This is a genomic window from Massilia sp. 01N410 (genome assembly GCF_056399665.1).
Window position 1 is genome coordinate 249,094 of sequence record NZ_JBFTRV010000002.1, and the last position, 16,356, is coordinate 265,449.

The 16,356-nt window shown below is 66.8% G+C and carries 15 protein-coding genes; 7 read left to right on the plus strand and 8 right to left on the minus strand.

The genetic code is table 11. The features are described 5' to 3' along the window. Positions 1-48: 48 nt before the first annotated feature. Positions 49-1,128: an NHL repeat-containing protein gene (locus AC1DOP_RS03710; RefSeq protein WP_477249866.1), complete on the plus strand. Its 1,080-nt coding sequence runs from the start codon at positions 49-51 to the stop codon at positions 1,126-1,128. Here the strand turns inward: AC1DOP_RS03710 and AC1DOP_RS03715 are convergent. The 3 genes from AC1DOP_RS03715 to AC1DOP_RS03725 all read right to left on the minus strand — a co-directional run bounded on the left by AC1DOP_RS03715 (position 1,115) and on the right by AC1DOP_RS03725 (position 7,309). Beyond that, positions 1,115-2,470, minus strand: coding sequence for a TAXI family TRAP transporter solute-binding subunit (locus AC1DOP_RS03715; protein WP_442122680.1), 1,356 nt, complete (start codon positions 2,468-2,470; stop codon positions 1,115-1,117). The genes AC1DOP_RS03710 and AC1DOP_RS03715 overlap by 14 nt on opposite strands. 25 nt (positions 2,471-2,495) lie before the next feature. Further along, positions 2,496-5,969: a transglycosylase domain-containing protein gene (locus tag AC1DOP_RS03720; protein WP_442122755.1), complete on the minus strand. Its 3,474-nt coding sequence runs from the start codon at positions 5,967-5,969 to the stop codon at positions 2,496-2,498. A gap of 536 nt (positions 5,970-6,505) precedes the next feature. Continuing rightward, positions 6,506-7,309 carry a competence/damage-inducible protein A gene (locus AC1DOP_RS03725; protein WP_442122679.1) on the minus strand — a complete coding sequence of 268 codons (804 nt, stop codon included), beginning with the start codon at positions 7,307-7,309 and terminating at the stop codon, positions 6,506-6,508. 172 nt (positions 7,310-7,481) lie between these two features. Between AC1DOP_RS03725 and AC1DOP_RS03730 the strand changes: the two genes are divergently transcribed. Beyond that, positions 7,482-8,699 carry a beta propeller repeat protein gene (locus AC1DOP_RS03730; RefSeq protein ID WP_477249869.1) on the plus strand — a complete coding sequence of 406 codons (1,218 nt, stop codon included), beginning with the start codon at positions 7,482-7,484 and terminating at the stop codon, positions 8,697-8,699. Here the strand turns inward: AC1DOP_RS03730 and AC1DOP_RS03735 are convergent. The 4 genes from AC1DOP_RS03735 to AC1DOP_RS03750 are packed head-to-tail and all read right to left on the minus strand — an operon-like array spanning position 8,683 to position 12,295. Next, positions 8,683-9,507: an EI24 domain-containing protein gene (locus tag AC1DOP_RS03735; protein ID WP_442122677.1), complete on the minus strand. Its 825-nt coding sequence runs from the start codon at positions 9,505-9,507 to the stop codon at positions 8,683-8,685. The two genes, AC1DOP_RS03730 and AC1DOP_RS03735, sit on opposite strands and share 17 nt — an antisense overlap. Beyond that, positions 9,508-10,509, minus strand: coding sequence for a sterol desaturase family protein (locus AC1DOP_RS03740; RefSeq protein WP_477249871.1), 1,002 nt, complete (start codon positions 10,507-10,509; stop codon positions 9,508-9,510). Continuing rightward, positions 10,506-11,324: a polysaccharide deacetylase family protein gene (locus AC1DOP_RS03745; RefSeq protein WP_442122675.1), complete on the minus strand. Its 819-nt coding sequence runs from the start codon at positions 11,322-11,324 to the stop codon at positions 10,506-10,508. Before AC1DOP_RS03745 ends, AC1DOP_RS03740 begins: the two co-directional genes overlap by 4 nt. Beyond that, positions 11,324-12,295 (minus strand): YncE family protein, encoded by a 972-nt coding sequence (locus AC1DOP_RS03750; RefSeq protein WP_442122674.1) that lies wholly within the window; start codon positions 12,293-12,295, stop codon positions 11,324-11,326. The genes AC1DOP_RS03745 and AC1DOP_RS03750 overlap by 1 nt, the downstream gene beginning before the upstream one ends. 199 nt (positions 12,296-12,494) lie before the next feature. On the opposite strand from AC1DOP_RS03750, the gene AC1DOP_RS03755 reads away from it, so the two are divergent. Continuing rightward, positions 12,495-12,851, plus strand: a complete 357-nt coding sequence (locus AC1DOP_RS03755) for an FKBP-type peptidyl-prolyl cis-trans isomerase (RefSeq protein WP_442122673.1) — start codon at positions 12,495-12,497, stop codon at positions 12,849-12,851. A gap of 500 nt (positions 12,852-13,351) precedes the next feature. Next, positions 13,352-13,609, plus strand: a complete 258-nt coding sequence (locus tag AC1DOP_RS03760) for an acyl-CoA-binding protein (protein ID WP_442122672.1) — start codon at positions 13,352-13,354, stop codon at positions 13,607-13,609. A 9-nt stretch (positions 13,610-13,618) separates the two neighbouring features. On the opposite strand, the gene AC1DOP_RS03765 is transcribed toward AC1DOP_RS03760, so the two are convergent. Next, entirely contained in the window at positions 13,619-13,894 is a 276-nt protein-coding gene (locus AC1DOP_RS03765) for a polyhydroxyalkanoic acid system family protein (RefSeq protein WP_442122671.1), read from the minus strand. 159 nt (positions 13,895-14,053) lie between these two features. Here AC1DOP_RS03765 and AC1DOP_RS03770 point away from each other — a divergent pair, with 159 nt between their 5' ends. From AC1DOP_RS03770 to fdxA, 3 genes are all read left to right on the plus strand, one after another. Continuing rightward, positions 14,054-15,580, plus strand: coding sequence for a hypothetical protein (locus AC1DOP_RS03770; RefSeq protein ID WP_477249875.1), 1,527 nt, complete (start codon positions 14,054-14,056; stop codon positions 15,578-15,580). 1 nt (position 15,581) lies between these two features. After that, positions 15,582-15,860 (plus strand): protealysin inhibitor emfourin, encoded by a 279-nt coding sequence (locus tag AC1DOP_RS03775; protein ID WP_442122669.1) that lies wholly within the window; start codon positions 15,582-15,584, stop codon positions 15,858-15,860. Between the two features lie 163 nt (positions 15,861-16,023). Continuing rightward, positions 16,024-16,347: a ferredoxin FdxA gene (gene fdxA, locus AC1DOP_RS03780; protein WP_430894621.1), complete on the plus strand. Its 324-nt coding sequence runs from the start codon at positions 16,024-16,026 to the stop codon at positions 16,345-16,347. Positions 16,348-16,356: the final 9 nt, after the last annotated feature.

Below are 16,356 nucleotides of genomic sequence, written 5' to 3' on the forward strand. Positions count from 1 at the left end.
GCCGCCCGCCATGCTAGGATGCCGAAAACACAATATTCGGAGAACGGCATGCCGCCGAAAACAGCACGATCGCTCGAATTTGCGATGGTAACGGCCCTGTGCGCCGCCTGCGGAGGCGGTGGCGGCAGCGGCGGCTCGAGCGGCCCAGGCAGCCCGGGCTTTTCCGCCGGCGTCACCACGCTGACCCTGGTGGCCGGCAGCGCCGGCGAGGCCGGCAACGTCGACGCCACCGGCGCCGCGGCCCGCTTCGCCCATCCGGCCGGGATCGCCGCCGACACTGCCGGCAACCTGTATGTGGCCGACCGCGACAACTGCAGCATCCGCAGGATCAGTGGGGCGGGCGCCGTCAGCACCCTCGCCGGCTCGCCCCAGCGCTGCCGGAGCATCGACGGCGCCGCCGGCGTGGCGGGCTTTTCCTTCCTGACCGCGATCGCCGCTTCGCCCGACGGCAGGCTGTACGCCACCGACGGCCTGGCGGTGCGCGAGATCGACCAGGCCGGCACGGTGCGCACCATCGCCACCCTCGATACCGCCACCGTGGTGAACGCCGCCGACATCCCTTATTTCTACGGCGGCGGCATCGCCGTCGATGGCTTCGCCAACGTGGTGGTGGCGAATGCGATCGGGGTGCGCAAGATCTCGCCCACCGGCGCCGTCACCATGATCGACGGTGTGGCGCGCCTGGACAATATCGCCAGCGTGCTGGGCAGCCATGCCTTCCAGCAGCGCGGGGTGGCCGCCGCGAAGGACGGCACCGTCTACGTGGGTGACTTTGCCAGCACGGTCAGCCGCATCGACACTGCCGGCAACAAGATGGCGCTGGCCGGCCTGTCCGGCGGGCGCGGCTTTGCCGACGGCGTGGCCGGCGCGGCGCGCTTCGACCACCTGATCGCGCTGACCTTGGACGCCGCCGGCATGCTGTATGCGGCCGACGCCGGCAACGACCTGGTCCGCAGGATCGCGCCGGACCGGACGGTTTCCACGGTGGCCGGCACCATCGGCGCTACGACGCTCCAGCTCGGCAACGGACCGGGCGCCCTGCCCGCGCTGGGCGGACTAACGGGCGACGGCAAGGGGAAGCTGTATGCGATTTCCGGCAATGCGGTGGTGAAGATCACCCTGCCGTAGAGCTCTTCAGGCCGGCGCGCACGCGCTGGCGCACGAAGTTGATGTGGCTCCGCAAGCCGTACAGCGCATCGGCATAGGCCAGCGGGATCGAGATGTGGTTGACGCGCGCCTCGATGTCGTCGAGGCGCCGCAGCAGGTTGGTGCGCACCTCGTCGCAATGCGCCGGATCGGCGCTCTCCAGTGCCTGCTCGACCGCACGCAGCTGGCCGTACCAGCGGTAGACGCGCGAGCGGATCCGCCACACGTACAGCGGCGGCACGATCTTCGACAGCGGGATCACCAGCGCCGCCAGCGCCACCACCACGACCCACAGGCGGTCGAACAGATTCGCCAGCCAGAACGAGAGGTAGCGCTGCAGGAAGGGCGGGCCGTCGCGGTAGTATTTCGCCGCCTCGCGCGAGACCGGGATCTCGGTGTACTTCGGCGACGGGAACTGGCCCTGCTGCTGGAACCAGCCGGCGCCGCCGTGGATCTCGGTGGCGGCTTTCACGAGTTCGTCGACCAGGGCCGGATGCAAATCGTCGCGCGCGACCAGGGTGGCGGTGGGCGCGATCAGGTGGAAGTCCTGGGCCGGGATATCCTTGCCGAGATCGACGATCCCGCGCGGCAGCACCACATGGGTCAGGAAAGGCAGGCGGCGCGTATAGGCTTCGGCCTGGCGGAAGTCGAACAGCCTGATGCCCGGGGTCTGGAGCAGCATCTGGATCAGCGGCGCCTCGGGCGCGGAGCTGAACACGAGGCCGTCGATGCGTCCCGCCAGCAGCTCGACGGTGGCCGGGGTATTCTCCAGCGACGAGATGGTCAGCTGGCCCGGCTCGACGCCGTTCACCGCCAGCACCTGGCGGAACAGCCGCGGCACGCCGGTGCCTTCCGGGCCCAGGTTGATGCGCAGGCCCTTCAGTTGCGTGAGGCTGTGGATGTCGGCTTTACGGCTCTTCTTACCTTCGCGCAGGAACAGCCACACCGGTTCGGTGAACAGGCTGCCCAGCGACATCAGGTTGCGCCGCTCGGCCTGGGCTTCGCTGGTCGAGCCGCTCTGCACGAAGGCGATGTCGGCCTTGCCGTCGATGAGGCGCTGCAGGTTGTCTTCGGAGCCGAGGGAGCGCTGCAGCTCGGCCTTGATGCCGTCGCGCGCCAGCACGGCCGCGTACTTGCGCCCGAACTCCTCGTAGGCGCTGTTTTCCTGGCCGGTGGCCAGCACCACGTGGCGCGGCGGCGCCGGGTCGACCACGATATAGGCGACAACGCAGGCCGCCAGCACCAGCAGGATGGTGGGCAGGGAGGCGACCACCAGGTCGCGCAGCGATACCAGGCTGAACTTGCCGATCCTGGGCCGCTTCACGCGCCCTCCTTGCGGGCGGTCCCGCTCAATGCAGCACTTCCTCCACCGCCGCCGGCTTCTGGCGCGGCGCCGGCTCTGCCTTCGGCTGTTCCGAAGGCTCGGTGCGCGGCTTGACCGGCTTGGCCGGCGCCCTGGCGCGCAGGGCGTCCACCGCCTTCGGGTGCTCGTCCGCGTCGGCCGGCTTTGCGTGGGCGCTTTCGCCCGCCGGCTTGGGAACGGCCGGCTTCGGCGCGGCCGGCTTGTGGTGCGGCGTGTCGGCGGCCTCGGATTTGGCCTCCGGCGCCGCTTCCTTCACCGGCTTGGGATGCACCGGCGTTGCCTCGGCGGCAGGCTTGGCCGGCTTGACCGCCTCGGCTTCCGCGGCAGCCGGTTTCGCAGGCTTGGCCGGCGCCTCGATCTCTTCCGCCTGGGCGCTGTCGGGCGCCGGCTTCACGGTGGCGACGTCGTCGGTGAGCGGGGTCGGCGTCGGCGCCGGCGGCTTGGCCGGGGTCACGTGCAGGCCCGGCACCGTCACCGTGTCCTGCTTCTCGATCATCGGCATCAGGCTCGGCGCCAGCGTCACCAGCAGCTGCACCGGCAACGCGCTGGTGAAGTCGTAGTGGGCCGATTCCGGACCGTGCACATAGGCCGTCATGCTGCCGAAGAAGCGCTCGCCGATGTTGAACACGAAGGTCGCCGAACGGTTCACGTAGCGCGACTCGATCAGGCGGTGACCGGCGCCGTAGACGTCGAAGCGCTGGTCGCCGGTGCCGGTCTTGCCGCCCAGTGCGATCACGCTGCCGTCCTGCTTGTAGAAGGCCTGCTTGACGCGCTTGGCCGTGCCTTCCTGCACCACGCCGCGGATGGCGTTGGCCACCGCACGCGCGACGTCGGGGTTCAGCACCTGCTCGCCCTTGCTGTCCTGGCTGCGCTTGACCATGGTCTCGTAAGGCGTGTCCTTGGCGAAGTGCAGCGAGTCGATGCGCTCGGTCGGCTTGCGCACGCCGCCGTTGATGATGATGCCCATCAGTTCGGCCAGCGCGATCGGACGGTCCGCCGAGGCGCCCAGGGTCGTCGCATAGGACGGCACCAGGGAATCGAAGGGATAGCCCATCTTCTTCCACTGCGCGTGGATCTTCAGGAAGGCTTCGACCTCGATCAGGCCGGCGATGCGCTTGTCCTGGGCATGCTTGCGGTGGGTCTTGAACAGCCAGGAATACACTTCCTGTCGCTCCTTCACCGACGCCTTGGTGACCTCGTCCCAGCCCGCCTTCGGATGGGTGCGCAGGTAGCCGGCCAGCCACAGCTCGAGCGGGTGGACCGAGGCCACGTAGCCGCGGTCGGCCAGCGACATGTTCGCCACCGAGTACTGGTCGTACATCTTGGCGATGCGCTCTTCGTCGACGTCCCTGGAATCGGGCAGGTAGGTATGGACGAACTTGCTGAACTCGGCCAGCGAGGCGTCCGGCATGATGGTGCGGTGGACCGCCGCGATCTTCGAGGCCGCCGGGCGCACGCCCTGCATCAGCGCGGTTTCGATCTCGGGCCAGTCCATGCCGCGGTACTTGTTCCAGAAGCGCGCCAGGAAGTCCTTGCCTTCGCGGTCGGCGAAGCGCGACAGGTATTCGGCGCGGCGCGGATCGTCGGCGTCGGCCAGCAGTTGGGCCGAGGAGCCCGGCAGCTGGAACATGTAGTAGCGCACCACGTCGCGCATCAGGCGCACGAACACCAGGTTGGTCGAGTTCTGCAACGCCTGCTGGACGGTGAGGATGCGGCTGTTGTCCAGCTTGCTGAAGTTGCCGAAGATGTGGACGCCGCCGCCGGTGAAGAAGGCTTCGCCCGGATTGCCCGAATACTTGCGCTCCATCGCCGCGCCCAGCATCGGGGGGAGGGTCCGGTCGGCGCCCGGCGGCAGCGCCAGGAAGTAGTCGATCGCCCACTGGCTCAGCCTGTCCTTCGGGTCGATCCTGACCTTGGCCAGCTCTGCCTTCGACATCGGCTCGTAGCGCTGGTGCAGCTGGTCGACGATGTCGAGGTAGGTGGTCAGGGTGCGCAGCTTGGCGGTCGAGCCGAGATCCAGCTTGGCGCCTTCGTTGATGTCGAGCGGCTGGTCGTAGTTGTCGGTCTGGACGCGCAGGTAGTTGACCTTGTCGCCGCGTTCCATCAGCGTGAAGCTGTACACGACCTTGGACGGATCGCCGTTGCCGAGCATGCCCTTGCCGGTCAGGCCGGCGGCGGCCGCCGCTTCGTTGTCGGTCAGGCGGCGCAGTGCCGCGGTGACGGCCTTCTGCGCTTCCGAATTCAGGGTCGTCACCACCGACAGGTCGAGGCGGTCGAGGTTGTACAGGCGCGAGTCGCCCAGCAGGTTGGCCAGGTGGTTGCGCACCGCGTTGGCGGCCTTGCGGGTGACGAAGGTGTTGGCCGGCGGCGGCGCCACGCCCGAGCCGAGGGCCGGATGCAGGACCACGCCCAGCGCGGCGTCGCGCAGCTGCGGCGAGATCACGCCGGCCTGGGCCAGCACCCGCAGGTGGCTGTTGGTGAGCTGTTCGAGATCCTTCTCGCCGGCGCCCAGGTAGTAGGCCGGACGGCGCTGCGCGATCATCAGCGACAGCGCTTCCTTGTACACCAAGGCGAAGTCGGGCGTGACCTGGTTGCTGGACAGGACCCGGTTGACGTCGGCGAAGTCGCGGCCATACCAGACCCACATGCCGTCGCCGATGCCGTTGACTTCACCGTAGCCCAGCTTGGCCGACAGCGGCACCGTGTTCAGGTACTCGAGCACGATGCGGCGCCGGGTCGCGCTGGTGTCCTCGCCGTCCTGGTAGGCGCGCAGCATGGCCGAGGCCATCTGGCGCAGCTTGTCCGACAGCGAGGCGGTGCGGCCTTCCGGCGAATGGCGGTATTTTTCGATCTGGGTCGCCAGCGTGCTGCCGCCGGCCACCCTGCCGCCGCCGCCCAGGCCGACCGCGTGCAGGGATTTGTCGAACACCGCTTTCGAGAAGCGGTCCCACTCCACCGCCGGATTGCGCTTCGGGTAGGTGGTGTCGAGCAGCTCGCGGTTCTCGATGTACAGCAGGCTATGCACCAGCAGCGAGGGCGCGGCGTCGAACTTCTCGTACAGTCGTTCCGGGAAGCGCGCCGAGAACAGCGGCTCGCCGCTGTAGTCGAGGATGTCGAGGCCGGCGCGGGTCTTCTCGTGATAGGTCGCGAACAGGCCCATGTCGGCCAGCTCGACCATCTTCGGCGACATGCGCGCCTGCGATTCGATCACGTAGTCGCGCGTCTTCAGCTTGGCCAGGTAGTTCGGCAGGTTCGAATAGCCGAGCCGCTCGTCGTAGGGGCTGGACGCGGGGAAGCGGATCGCGTCGCTCGGTCCCTTCTCGACGCGGTAGCTGACCTTTTTCGCCAGGCCGGCGAAGAAGCGCGCCTGCATCGCCGAGGTGCGGCTTTCGTAGACGGCGAAGGCGGCGCCGCCGGCCACCGCGATCAGCAGCAGTACCAGGAAGGCGCGCTTGACCATGCGCCATCGGCGCCTGGGCGGCGCCGGCGGCGGTTCCGCGCCCTGGCCGGATTCGGCGGGGGCCGGGACCGGCGCCGGTTCGAAGCCGGGATCGAGTGCGGGTTCCAGGCGCGTATCGGCGCCGTGCAGCGGGACTTCCTGCACGGCAGCCATGACGGGCAGGCCTGCGAGTTCGGGTTGGCCCGGCAGCACGAGCCTGCGGAGGCGGCGCAGCATGCGGGTGGAGATGCGGGGCCGTCCTTGACGGCGAATACTTTCCATATTGGCTTAACCGGTTTGAATCTACTACCTGCAATTCCCGTCAACCGGCGCGCCCATGATGCTGGTCGGTGCGAGTGATCCAGGTTGTCAAGAATTTCACAAAGTCAGGCGCGACCTCACTCCAGATCGCTCTGCCCACAGACACCATTCCACCACATCAATGTGACATTCAGGAACCACTCGTACAGATTTTTGGCGTCGTCCGTGTATTTTCGCAAAAAAACAACGGCCCAGTTTGCACGAGCGTACCAGCCTTGCAACGGCCAAGCGACGGGCTAGGTTGACAGCCGATAGTCGGCCTTCATGCGATCGAGTTCCGCACGCATTTCCGCGAAGGCGAAACCGACCTGGGCCGCATCGCCTTTGACGCCGAGTTCGATATGGCGGCGCGTCTGCGCATCGCCGACGCTGGGCAGGCTGAACACGCGCACGCCTGGATAGGCGGCCTCGAGGCGCTCCATCAGCGGAGTCAGCACGGCCTCGGCCTGCTCGAACACCAGCAGCGCGCGCTCGGCGCGGTCTTCGCGGTGGAACAGGTCGCGGTAATGGGTATCGAGCACCCAGGCGATCATCGGCCAGGCCATGACCGGGAAGCCCGGCACGAAATGATGAGCGGCGCCGGCGTGGGACGCCACGCTGAAGCCGGGAATGCGGTTGTAGGGATTCGGGATGAGTGTGGCCCCTTGCGGGAACTCGGCCATCTTGAGGCGCTGCAGGTTCTCGGGCGCGTCGAGGTCCGCTTCGATGCCGGCTTCGCGCGCCGTGTCGCGAATCCTCTCCTGCACCAGCAGCTTGCCTTCCGGATGCAGCACCAGCGGCACCCGGAGCGCGGCCGCCGCGCACTGGCGCGTGTGGTCGTCGGGCGTGGCGCCGATGCCGCCGCAGGAGAACACGATGTCGTCTCCCGCAAAGCTGCGTTCCAGCAGCGCGGTGATGCGCGCAGGATCGTCGCCGACGATCTCGGCCCATGCCAGCTGCAGTCCGCGTTCGGCCAGCAGTTCGATCACCTTGGGCAGGTGCTTGTCGCTGCGTTTGCCGGACAGGATTTCGTCGCCGATGATGATCAGGCCGAATGCCATCGCCCGCCGCTCCCGAGATGTCGTTGGTTCCAGTGTGCCACGAACGGCGAAACCGTCGCGCGCTGCTTCGTACCGATACATTTCCCGACAATCTCCCGACAAACCTGCGCAAGATCGGCGCGCCGTCCGGTCCTAGAATCGCCCTACCTTTTCGAGTGCGCAAGGAAGATCCATGATCCAGAAACGTCCGGGCCCGGCCATCGCCGCCGCGGCCGCCCTTCTCCTCGTCGCCGGCTGCGGCGGCGGTTCCGTCGGTGTCGGCCTGCCGCCGGATGCCGGCGGCACCACGCCCGCGGGCACCCGCATCGAAGTATTGGCCACGTCGACGCGCGGCCTCGGCAACCTCGTCTACAAGGACGGCGCGGCCTGGGTGTCGATGTCGAATTCCACCACCGGCGGCAGCGTCGTCATGAAGACGCCCCTGCCGCTGCAGGCGAGTTCGCGCTGGACCGAGGTGCCGCTCGGCGCCTGCGCGCTGCCCAGGTCGGACAGCGCAGAAACCGCGCGCACGCCGTCGTTGCGCGCGCTCGGCTCGACCCTGTGGCTGTTCCAGAGCGCCCACGAACGCCAGCAGGGCCAGGCCGGCGAACACGGCCTGTGCACGCTCGACGCTTCCGGCAGCTTCGCGGCGCGCGACCTGCCGCTCGAGAACTGCATCGGCGGCTGGTGCGCACCGCTGGCGATGAACGATCTGAAGCTGTTCAACAACCGCCTCTACGCCAACGCCGGCGCCGGCCAGAACCTGTTCGTGTCCGGCGATGCCGCCGCCAGCTGGCGCGTGGCGCTGGGCCAGTTCGATTCGATGATCTGCACCCACCAGGCGTTCCAGATCGTTGGAGAACGCCTGCTGGTGGGCGGCGAATGCCCGCTCGACTTCGCCTACATCCGCGCCTATGAACTCGGCGCCGACGGCATGCCGGCCTCGACGGACGAGCTGCCGGTATCGCTGCCGAAGCTGGAGAACCGCAACGTGCAGTTCATCCAGCAGGTGGCGAACAGCCAGCGCGTGTTTGCCGGCGTCGAGGGCGGCCTGCTGCGCAGCGACGACGGCGGCCAGTCCTTCAGGTTCGTGATCCAGCAGCCACTGGAGGGGAATGCGGGCTACCCGTATATCCGTTACTTTCTGGCGCTGTCGGGCAAGCCCGACACGATGGTGGTGGGCGGTTTCGACAAGGCCAGGGCCCTGCCCTACCTGGCGTGGTCGGCCGACGGCGGCACCAGCTGGACCGACATCTCCTCGCTGCTGCCGGGCTATGCGCGCGCGGCGGGCGACACCGCGTTCGCGGAAGTGAGTTCGGTGAGCGAGGATCCGCAGGGCCGCGTGATCGTGACCGTCAACCTGAAGAACGGCAGCGAGGGCCGGGTGCTGTTGCTTACCCTGGTGCGTTAAGGGTGTCCTGGCCGGCCCGCAGGTCGGCCAGCGCCTGCAGGCAGTAGTACTGAAACCACAGTCCGGTGAAGATGAAGATGATCAGGTAGAGCCAGATCGACAGCACCGCCAGCACCGGGAACAGCACCACCGAGAACAGCGCGCCGCCGATCCAGGCCACGCCGGGCAGCGCGCCCAGCAGGCCGGAAATGGTGCCGATCAGGAGCAGCTGGCGGCGCCGGCTGTGCACGATGATGCGGCGCTCTTCCAGGCTGGCATGGATCGACAGCGCGTCGTAGCTCATCACGCGCGCCGTCAGCCAGCCCCACAGCAACGCCTGTACCATCAGCGCCACCGGCGCCAGTGCGTACAGCGGCAAGGTCACGATCCACAGCAGCGCGAACACCACGATGCCGGTCAGGTTGACGGCCAGGCTGCCGAGAAAGCTGCCGCCTTCCCTGCGCTCCAGATGAGGGAACTGCACCCGGCTGACATGGCGCGCAATGGCCGGCATCGCGCCCACGCCGATGAACAGCAGCGAGGTGATGATCATCAGCGGCAACAGCGCCAGCATCGCCACCAGCGGCACCACCATGGTCTTGAGGAAGCCCAGGCCCAGGGTGGTCAGGATGCTGCCGCTGGTCTCGAACAGTCCATATTCCCTGAAGGTGTCCTGCAGCCAGTCGTAGAGCGGCTGCATGCCGGCGTACAGCAGGCTGCCCCACAGCGCCAGCGACAGCAGCAGGGGCACCACCGACAGCAGCAGCATACGGCCGGAAAACTGCGAGCGCAGCGCGCGGCCGTAGGCGATGGCGATCGGACGGACCATTTAAGGCGCGCCTCTTGGGCGGCGCCCGATGGCATCCATCAGGCGCACCAGGCCCAGCCACTGCTGGCGCCAGAAGCCGCGCCCGTAGTCGCGCGCCGGCTTGACACTGCCGTCCGCCGCGGTGCGCTCGAACTGGTCGCGCACGCCGGTGCCGTACCAGCCCGGCGCGAAGTTGGCGGTCCTGAACAGCAGGTCCCAGACCGGCAGCAGCACGCCGAAATTGCAGCCGCCCAATTCCCGGCCCTTCGATTCGTGGCCGATGCCGACCGCGTGGTGGGTGCGGTGGAAGCGCGGCGACACCAGCAGGCGCTCGCCGAGCCAGCCGAAGTGGATGCGCACATTGGCATGCTGCAGCGATTGCAGCGCCCGCGACACCGACACCAGCAGCACGTACTGCGACGGCGCCACGCCGATCGCCAGCGCGATGACGGCCAGGTAGACGTCGCGCAACAGGTCGTCCAGCAGGTGGTTCCGGTCGTCGCTCCACAGGTTCATGTTCTGCTGGCTGTGGTGCAGGCTGTGCAGGGCCCACCACCAGCGGAATTTATGCTGGCCGCGGTGGAACCAGTAGTCGAAGAAGTCGATCACCACCAGATAGACCAGGAAGCTGGCCAGCGGGCTCATGCCGGTCACCAGCGACTCCAGGTTGAAGGGATGCATGCCGTCCATGCGCAGCGCGCCGGCCACGTGGTCCATGATGGGGTCGAGGGTGAAGAATACCGCCATCGTGAAGAAGCCGAGGCGGTGGATCAGGGTGTAGACGAAGTCGTTCCAGCGCGCGTAGCGGTCGCTCATCTTCTGCGCCGGAATGAGGGCTTCCAGCGGGCGCAGCACCAGCCACAGGGCCGCCACCTCGCAGGCGCCGGCCAGGAACCACTCGACGCCCTCGAAGGCGTCCTCGGCATACTCGCCCATGCCGGTGTAGAACAGGAAGGGTTCGACCACGGACTCGAACAGCCAGCCCTGCAGGAATGCGAACCAGTCGAGGAAATGCTGAATCATTTTTTAAATCGGTTAAGGTAATCCGGATGCTCACGCAGTGTAGCGAAACAGAAGCCTTTCTGCTCGAGCCCGGCAATCAGCGGCTCCAGGTTGGCCGGCGCCCACGGGTCTTTGCGCGACCAGATGCCCATGTGAGCCATGAAGATGTCGCCGTCGCGCAAAGCCCCGAGGGCGCGCTTGAGCAGCAGTGCGTTCGGGTAGACCTCGCTGGACGTCTCGTCGCCGGAAAAACCGGCCTTGGCCCAGCCCACGTGGCTGTAGCCGCAGCTTTTGGCTGCCGCCAGCAGGTTCGGCGAGGTATGCCCGCCGGGCGCGCGGAAGATCGGGTCGATGTGGTGGCCGGTCAGTTCGTGGAAGCGGGTGTCGACGCGGTTCAGCTCGTCGCAGTACTGCTGCGGGGTCCAGCTGGCCAGCTTGCCGGCCTGGGCGCCGAACTGCGGCTTGACCGCGATGCGCCCGCCAGGCTCGTCGCGCTTCCAGTAGACGTGGTCGAAGGTGTGGGAACCGAAGGCGTGCCCCTCCGCCACCCGCGCCTTCCAGAACGCGGCCCAGGACGGGTCGAGCGACCAGTCACCGCGCACCGTCTTTTCGTTGGCCAGGAAGAAAGTGGCCTTGATGTGGTGACGGCGCAGGGTATCGGCGATCAGCTCGGCCTGGGACTGGCTGCCGGTGTCGAAGCTGAGATAAATCGTGCCCTTGCAGGGTCCGGGCGCAGGCTCGGCCGCCGCGGAGGCGTGCAGGCCCGGGAAGATGGTGGCCGCCAGCAGCAGCGCCGCGGCGGCCGGAGTCCATCGAGACCTTGGCCGCCCGGACATCACATCCTCGGCGCCGCGTTGGCGAAGAACACGCCGTGCGGCGAGCGCCCTACCGGGATCATCTTGATCACCTTGCGGCTGGCGACGTCGACCACCGCCACCTTCTTGATCCAGCGCTGGGTGACCCACAGGGTCTTGCCGTCGGCCGACAGTTCCATGCAGTCCGGACCGCCCGGCACCGGGATCATGCCGACGTTCTCCAGCGTGACCTGGTCGATGATGCTGATCGAGTTCTGCACGCGGTTCGAGACGAACACGTGGCGCTTGTCGCCGACGGCGCGGAAGTTGTGGGCGCCGTTGCCGGTCTTGATGCGCTTGACGCTCTTGGCGGTGCGCCAGTCGATCACTTCGACGTAGTCGCTGCCCATGATCCCGACCAGCAGGTATTTGTCGTCCGGGGTCATGGTGATGCCGGCCGGCAGCTTACCGACCGCAAGGGTCCACTTGATGACGCCGGTCTTCAGGTCGATCGCGCTGACCTGGTCGCTGCCCTGGCGGGTGATGAAGGCGGTGGTGCTGGCGGCGTCGAAGGCGATGTGGCTGGGCATGCGCGGCATCGGCACGCGGCGGCTCAGGATCAGCTTGCCGTTCACGTACTGGTAGATGTCGACGCGGTCGAGGCGCAGCGCGGTCGAGACGAACCATTTCTGGTCCGGCGAGAAGCCGATCTGGTAAGGATCGAGCACGTCGGTCAGGCGCTGCTGGATCTTGCCGGTGATCGGATCGAGGAAGATCAGCTCGTTGCCGACCGAGCTGGCGACGATCACGGACTTGTTGTCCGGCGTGGCCATCAGGTGGTGCGGCTCCTTGCCGACGGCAAAGGTGCCGTTGTCGGCGCCGGTCGCCTGGTCGATCAACTGGACCGTGGCGTCACGCGAATTCAGGACGACGACGACGTTGGCCTGCGCGGCATGCACAGCGCCCAACAGACAAATACCGGAGAGGAAAAGCTTACGAAAACGACGCAGCATGGGAGGACGTGGTGCCCGGAGGGTGGAAAGTCACTATTCTACGAGGAAACGCGTTGGCTCAAGGGGTGGTTGACAGGATTAGTGCGGAATTCGGCGCGCTGTCGCAACACAGTGGAAAAGGCGTCAACGGCGCGTCGATGGCAGCTTGACACGCCATGCACTACAATCGCTATTTCACCCTGAACAAAAGGACAATCCCATGCCCATCACCACCACGAATTCCGGCCTGCAATACGAAGACACCGTCGTCGGCGACGGTCCGGAAGCCAAGGCCGGCCAGTACGTGACCGTGCACTACACCGGCTGGCTGCAGAACGACGACGGCAGCCAGGGCGCCAAGTTCGATTCCAGCAAAGACCGCAACGACCCGTTCCAGTTCCCGCTGGGCGCCGGCCACGTGATCAAGGGCTGGGACGAAGGCGTGCAGGGCATGAAGGTCGGCGGCGCGCGCCGCCTGATCATCCCGGCAGCGCTGGGCTATGGCGCCCGCGGCGCCGGCGGCGTGATTCCGCCGAATGCGACGCTGATTTTCGACGTCGAGCTGCTGGGTCTGTAATTCGACGGCGTGGGCACGGCGTGCCTACGCCGGCCGCGCGCCCCCACCGATTCGGCGCCATCGCAATGGTACTAACGTAATTGCACTTATAGCGTGGACACGCAACTGATGCGACAAGGCCTTTGGTGACGGACAATCCGTCACCAGAGTATTTGGAATGCACATATCGACGTGATATGAGCCACTAATTATTTCTTGACTCGGACGGCATCAAAGAGGCGGCTCGACTGTCGGCGATTGGGATTTGGCAGCCAATAAGGTTGCATAAGCAACCATCCAAGAACGCCTGGAGCGCGGCTGAATCGTCGAAGACGGCGCGTGCGATCAAGCGCGCCGGAACCCTTCCTGTAGCTGCAGTAGTCACTGGGAGCCCTACCATTGCGTAGGGTGGACTCCCGAGCCCACGTACGGCGTTTGAGAATTCCCTCTAATTAACCGCTGATTCCCTTCGAGATGCGCTAAGATGGCCGAAGTATTGCCATTTTATCCAAGGAGTCCCCATGAGTTTGCAAGAACAGTTCGCCCAGGCCCAGGCCGATTCGAAGAACCTGCCCGAGCGTCCGGACAACATGACCCTGCTGAAGATCTACGCCCTGTACAAGCAGGGTTCGAGCGGCGACGCCACCGGCGAACGTCCGGGCTTCACCGACATGGTCGGCCGCGCCAAGTACGATGCCTGGGCGGCGCTGAAAGGCAGCTCGCAGGAAGACGCCATGCAGCAGTACGTCGACCTGATCGAAGACCTGAAGGACGCCTGATCCGGCGTTTCAGGCAAAGGTCTTGCGCATGCTTTCCGCCACCTTCGCCTCGATGGTGGAGCGGAAAGCGCTCATCAGCATGCCCAGCTTGATACGCAAGGCCGCCTGACGCTCGCCCAGCGCGAGCGTGCCCTCCACACCGCTGCGCTCGAAACGCAGCACGTCGCCATCCCACCTGCACTGCAGGCCATATTCCCCGGCCAGCTTGTCCGCCACTTTCTGGGCCGCCGCGCGCGCCGCGTCCTGGCTGAGCTGGTGCTGTTGGGTAATGCTGATATCCGCCATCCTGGCAATCCTTCCTGAATCGAAAACCACAGAGCCCGCCATGATGCCAGCTGTGCCGCGCATTGGCTAGTTGACTCAAATCAATGTCCGATTCGGATGACGGGCGACCATTTCCCTTGCGGCCTGCCTGTCGCGGCCTGCTCCACCGGAGAAACGATCATGTCAACAGAAGCCAGCCTGCCCGAATCCGCCCAGCCCCCGATCGGCTACGTGCCGATGCCGGCCGCTCCCTATCGCCAGCACCGCAAGGCCGCCCAGCTGCTCGACCAGCCCGGCCGGCCGCGCCCGCTGGCCGGTCCGGCGCCCCGGGGCCCGGGCCTGGCCGGCGATGGCGAGGAAAACCCGCATAACGACCTGCCCCTGCCGTATGCCTTCGGCGCGCGGGTGCTGATGTGGAAGCAGGACCCGTCGGTGGCCGAGATCGGCACCCGCAAGGTCTACCTGCCGGGCGTGGTGCTGGCCGGCCCGCGCGACGCCCGCATCGCCATCGCCGGCGATCCGGACATCCCGGCGGTCGAGCCGAATGCCTTCGGCGACTTTGTCACCATGCCGGACACGCCGCAATTCGATGCCGTCCACACCTGGGCCGTGGTGCGCCAGACCCTCACCATGTACCAGCGCGCCCTGTCCACCGCAGGCAGCACCATGCCCCTGCCCTGGCAGTGGAACAGCAGCGTCGACACCTCGCCGCTGCAGGTGCATCCCTACGGCCTGCCGAACGTGATGAACGCCTATTACAGCCGGACCCAGTCCTGCCTGAAGTTCGGCGACTTCATTCCGCCCGGCGAGACCGCGCGCGTCTACACCTGCCGCTCCTTCGACATCGTCTCCCACGAGACCGGCCACGCGGTGCTGGACGGCCTCAAGCCGCAATGGCTGATGGCCGACAATCCGCCGCAGACCGGCGGCCTGCACGAATCCTTCGGCGACCTGACCGCGATCTTCCTGGCCCTCTCGCAGCTCGACCAGTGCGAGGCGGTGGTGGCCCAGACCAAGGCCCACCTGCACGACAAAACCTTCCTGTCCGACATCGCCGAGCAGTTCGGACTGGCCCTGGGCAGCACAAACGGCCTGCGCAACGCCGACAACGACCTGACCCTGAGCGAGGCCGGCACCGAAGTCCACGCCATCTCCCAGGTCTTCACCGGCGCCATCTACGACATCCTGGCCGACATCTTCGCCTTCGAGCGCAACCCCGAATTCGAGGATTGCGCCAGCGTGCTGCACCGGGTCGCCGCCTGGCTGCGCGGCGTGCTGCTGCGCGCGCTGATCGCCGCGCCCGACACCGGCGCCACCTATGCCGACGTCGCCAACGAAATGCTGCGCCTGGGCCTCGAGGACGGCAAGCCGGCCGAGTACGCCACCTTCATCCGCAACCGCTTCGCCCAGCGCGAGGTGGTCGAGGTGCCGGCCGCCATGCTCGCCGCCCCGCATCCGGCCGGGCTGCGCCTGGCGCCCTGCGTGCAGGACGCCCCCGGCGCCAGGCAGGACCGGCGCGCCTGCTGCGGCACCATGAACCTGGCCGAGTACTACGAGGTCGAACGCATCCTGGACGCCGAGGCGCAGGCCTTGGCGCGCTGGTGCGCCGAGCATGGCCGCTTCGGCCCGGCCGGCGAAGAGAGCGCTGCCGCCGAAGCCGAAGCGACGGTGGCGGCGCTCAAGGTCGCCACCATTCCCGCAAGCTGACATGAAGATCACGGCCCGCGCGAGCGGCGGCTTTGCCGGCCGCACGGAACGCTTCGAGCTCGACACCGGCTGCCATCGCGACGGCCGGGCGATCGAGTCCCTGCTCGAGCGCCTCGACTTCTTCGGCGCCACGCCGGCCTGTCCGGTGGGTGCCGACCTGGTGCGCTGGGAGATCACGGCCGACGACGGCCGCCGCTGCCGCACGGTGAGCTTGCCGGAAGGCGGCGCCAACGCGGGCAACTGGCGGGCCCTGATCGAACACCTGCGCGCGAGCCGTTAAATATTCGGCAATTTTGCGCGTAAGAAGAACATTTGCTTATGTGTATTGTGTATAAGCCTGATTTGTCGTAAATGCGGAATTGCCCTAAAATACAGTGCTTTGCCGCGTCCGGCGAACTCCCCCGTACCCAACACGCCGCCGCTTCCACTGATTAAGGACTGTTATGACCCACGTTGTCACCGAATCGTGCATCCGTTGTCGCTATACCGATTGCGTGGATGTATGCCCGGTAGATTGTTTCCGGGAAGGCCCGAACTTCCTCGCCATTGATCCGGACGAGTGCATCGACTGCGCCGTGTGCGTGGCGGAATGCCCGGTCAACGCGATCTACGCGGAAGAGGACGTGCCGTCGGACCAGCAGCAATTCATCAAGATCAACGCCGACCTGTCGCGCTTCTGGCCGTCGATCACCAAGACCAAGCCCGCCCTGCCCGACGCGGAAGAGTGGAAAGACGTCAAGGACAAGCTGGACCAACTGGCCCGCTAATACGCGTCT

Excerpts from the sequence above, each read along its gene's own strand:
- AC1DOP_RS03730 (WP_477249869.1), top strand. The coding sequence starts at position 7,482 with ATGATCCAGAAACGTCCGGGCCCGGCCATCGCCGCCGCGGCCGCCCTT.
- AC1DOP_RS03725 (WP_442122679.1), bottom strand. The coding sequence starts at position 7,309 with ATGGCATTCGGCCTGATCATCATCGGCGACGAAATCCTGTCCGGCAAA.
- AC1DOP_RS03710 (WP_477249866.1), top strand. The coding sequence starts at position 49 with ATGCCGCCGAAAACAGCACGATCGCTCGAATTTGCGATGGTAACGGCC.
- AC1DOP_RS03750 (WP_442122674.1), bottom strand. The coding sequence starts at position 12,295 with ATGCTGCGTCGTTTTCGTAAGCTTTTCCTCTCCGGTATTTGTCTGTTG.
- fdxA (WP_430894621.1), top strand. The coding sequence starts at position 16,024 with ATGACCCACGTTGTCACCGAATCGTGCATCCGTTGTCGCTATACCGAT.
- AC1DOP_RS03740 (WP_477249871.1), bottom strand. The coding sequence starts at position 10,509 with ATGATTCAGCATTTCCTCGACTGGTTCGCATTCCTGCAGGGCTGGCTG.
- AC1DOP_RS03745 (WP_442122675.1), bottom strand. The coding sequence starts at position 11,324 with ATGTCCGGGCGGCCAAGGTCTCGATGGACTCCGGCCGCCGCGGCGCTG.
- AC1DOP_RS03775 (WP_442122669.1), top strand. The coding sequence starts at position 15,582 with ATGAAGATCACGGCCCGCGCGAGCGGCGGCTTTGCCGGCCGCACGGAA.
- AC1DOP_RS03765 (WP_442122671.1), bottom strand. The coding sequence starts at position 13,894 with ATGGCGGATATCAGCATTACCCAACAGCACCAGCTCAGCCAGGACGCG.
- AC1DOP_RS03735 (WP_442122677.1), bottom strand. The coding sequence starts at position 9,507 with ATGGTCCGTCCGATCGCCATCGCCTACGGCCGCGCGCTGCGCTCGCAG.
- AC1DOP_RS03720 (WP_442122755.1), bottom strand. The coding sequence starts at position 5,969 with ATGGTCAAGCGCGCCTTCCTGGTACTGCTGCTGATCGCGGTGGCCGGC.
- AC1DOP_RS03760 (WP_442122672.1), top strand. The coding sequence starts at position 13,352 with ATGAGTTTGCAAGAACAGTTCGCCCAGGCCCAGGCCGATTCGAAGAAC.
- AC1DOP_RS03770 (WP_477249875.1), top strand. The coding sequence starts at position 14,054 with ATGTCAACAGAAGCCAGCCTGCCCGAATCCGCCCAGCCCCCGATCGGC.
- AC1DOP_RS03755 (WP_442122673.1), top strand. The coding sequence starts at position 12,495 with ATGCCCATCACCACCACGAATTCCGGCCTGCAATACGAAGACACCGTC.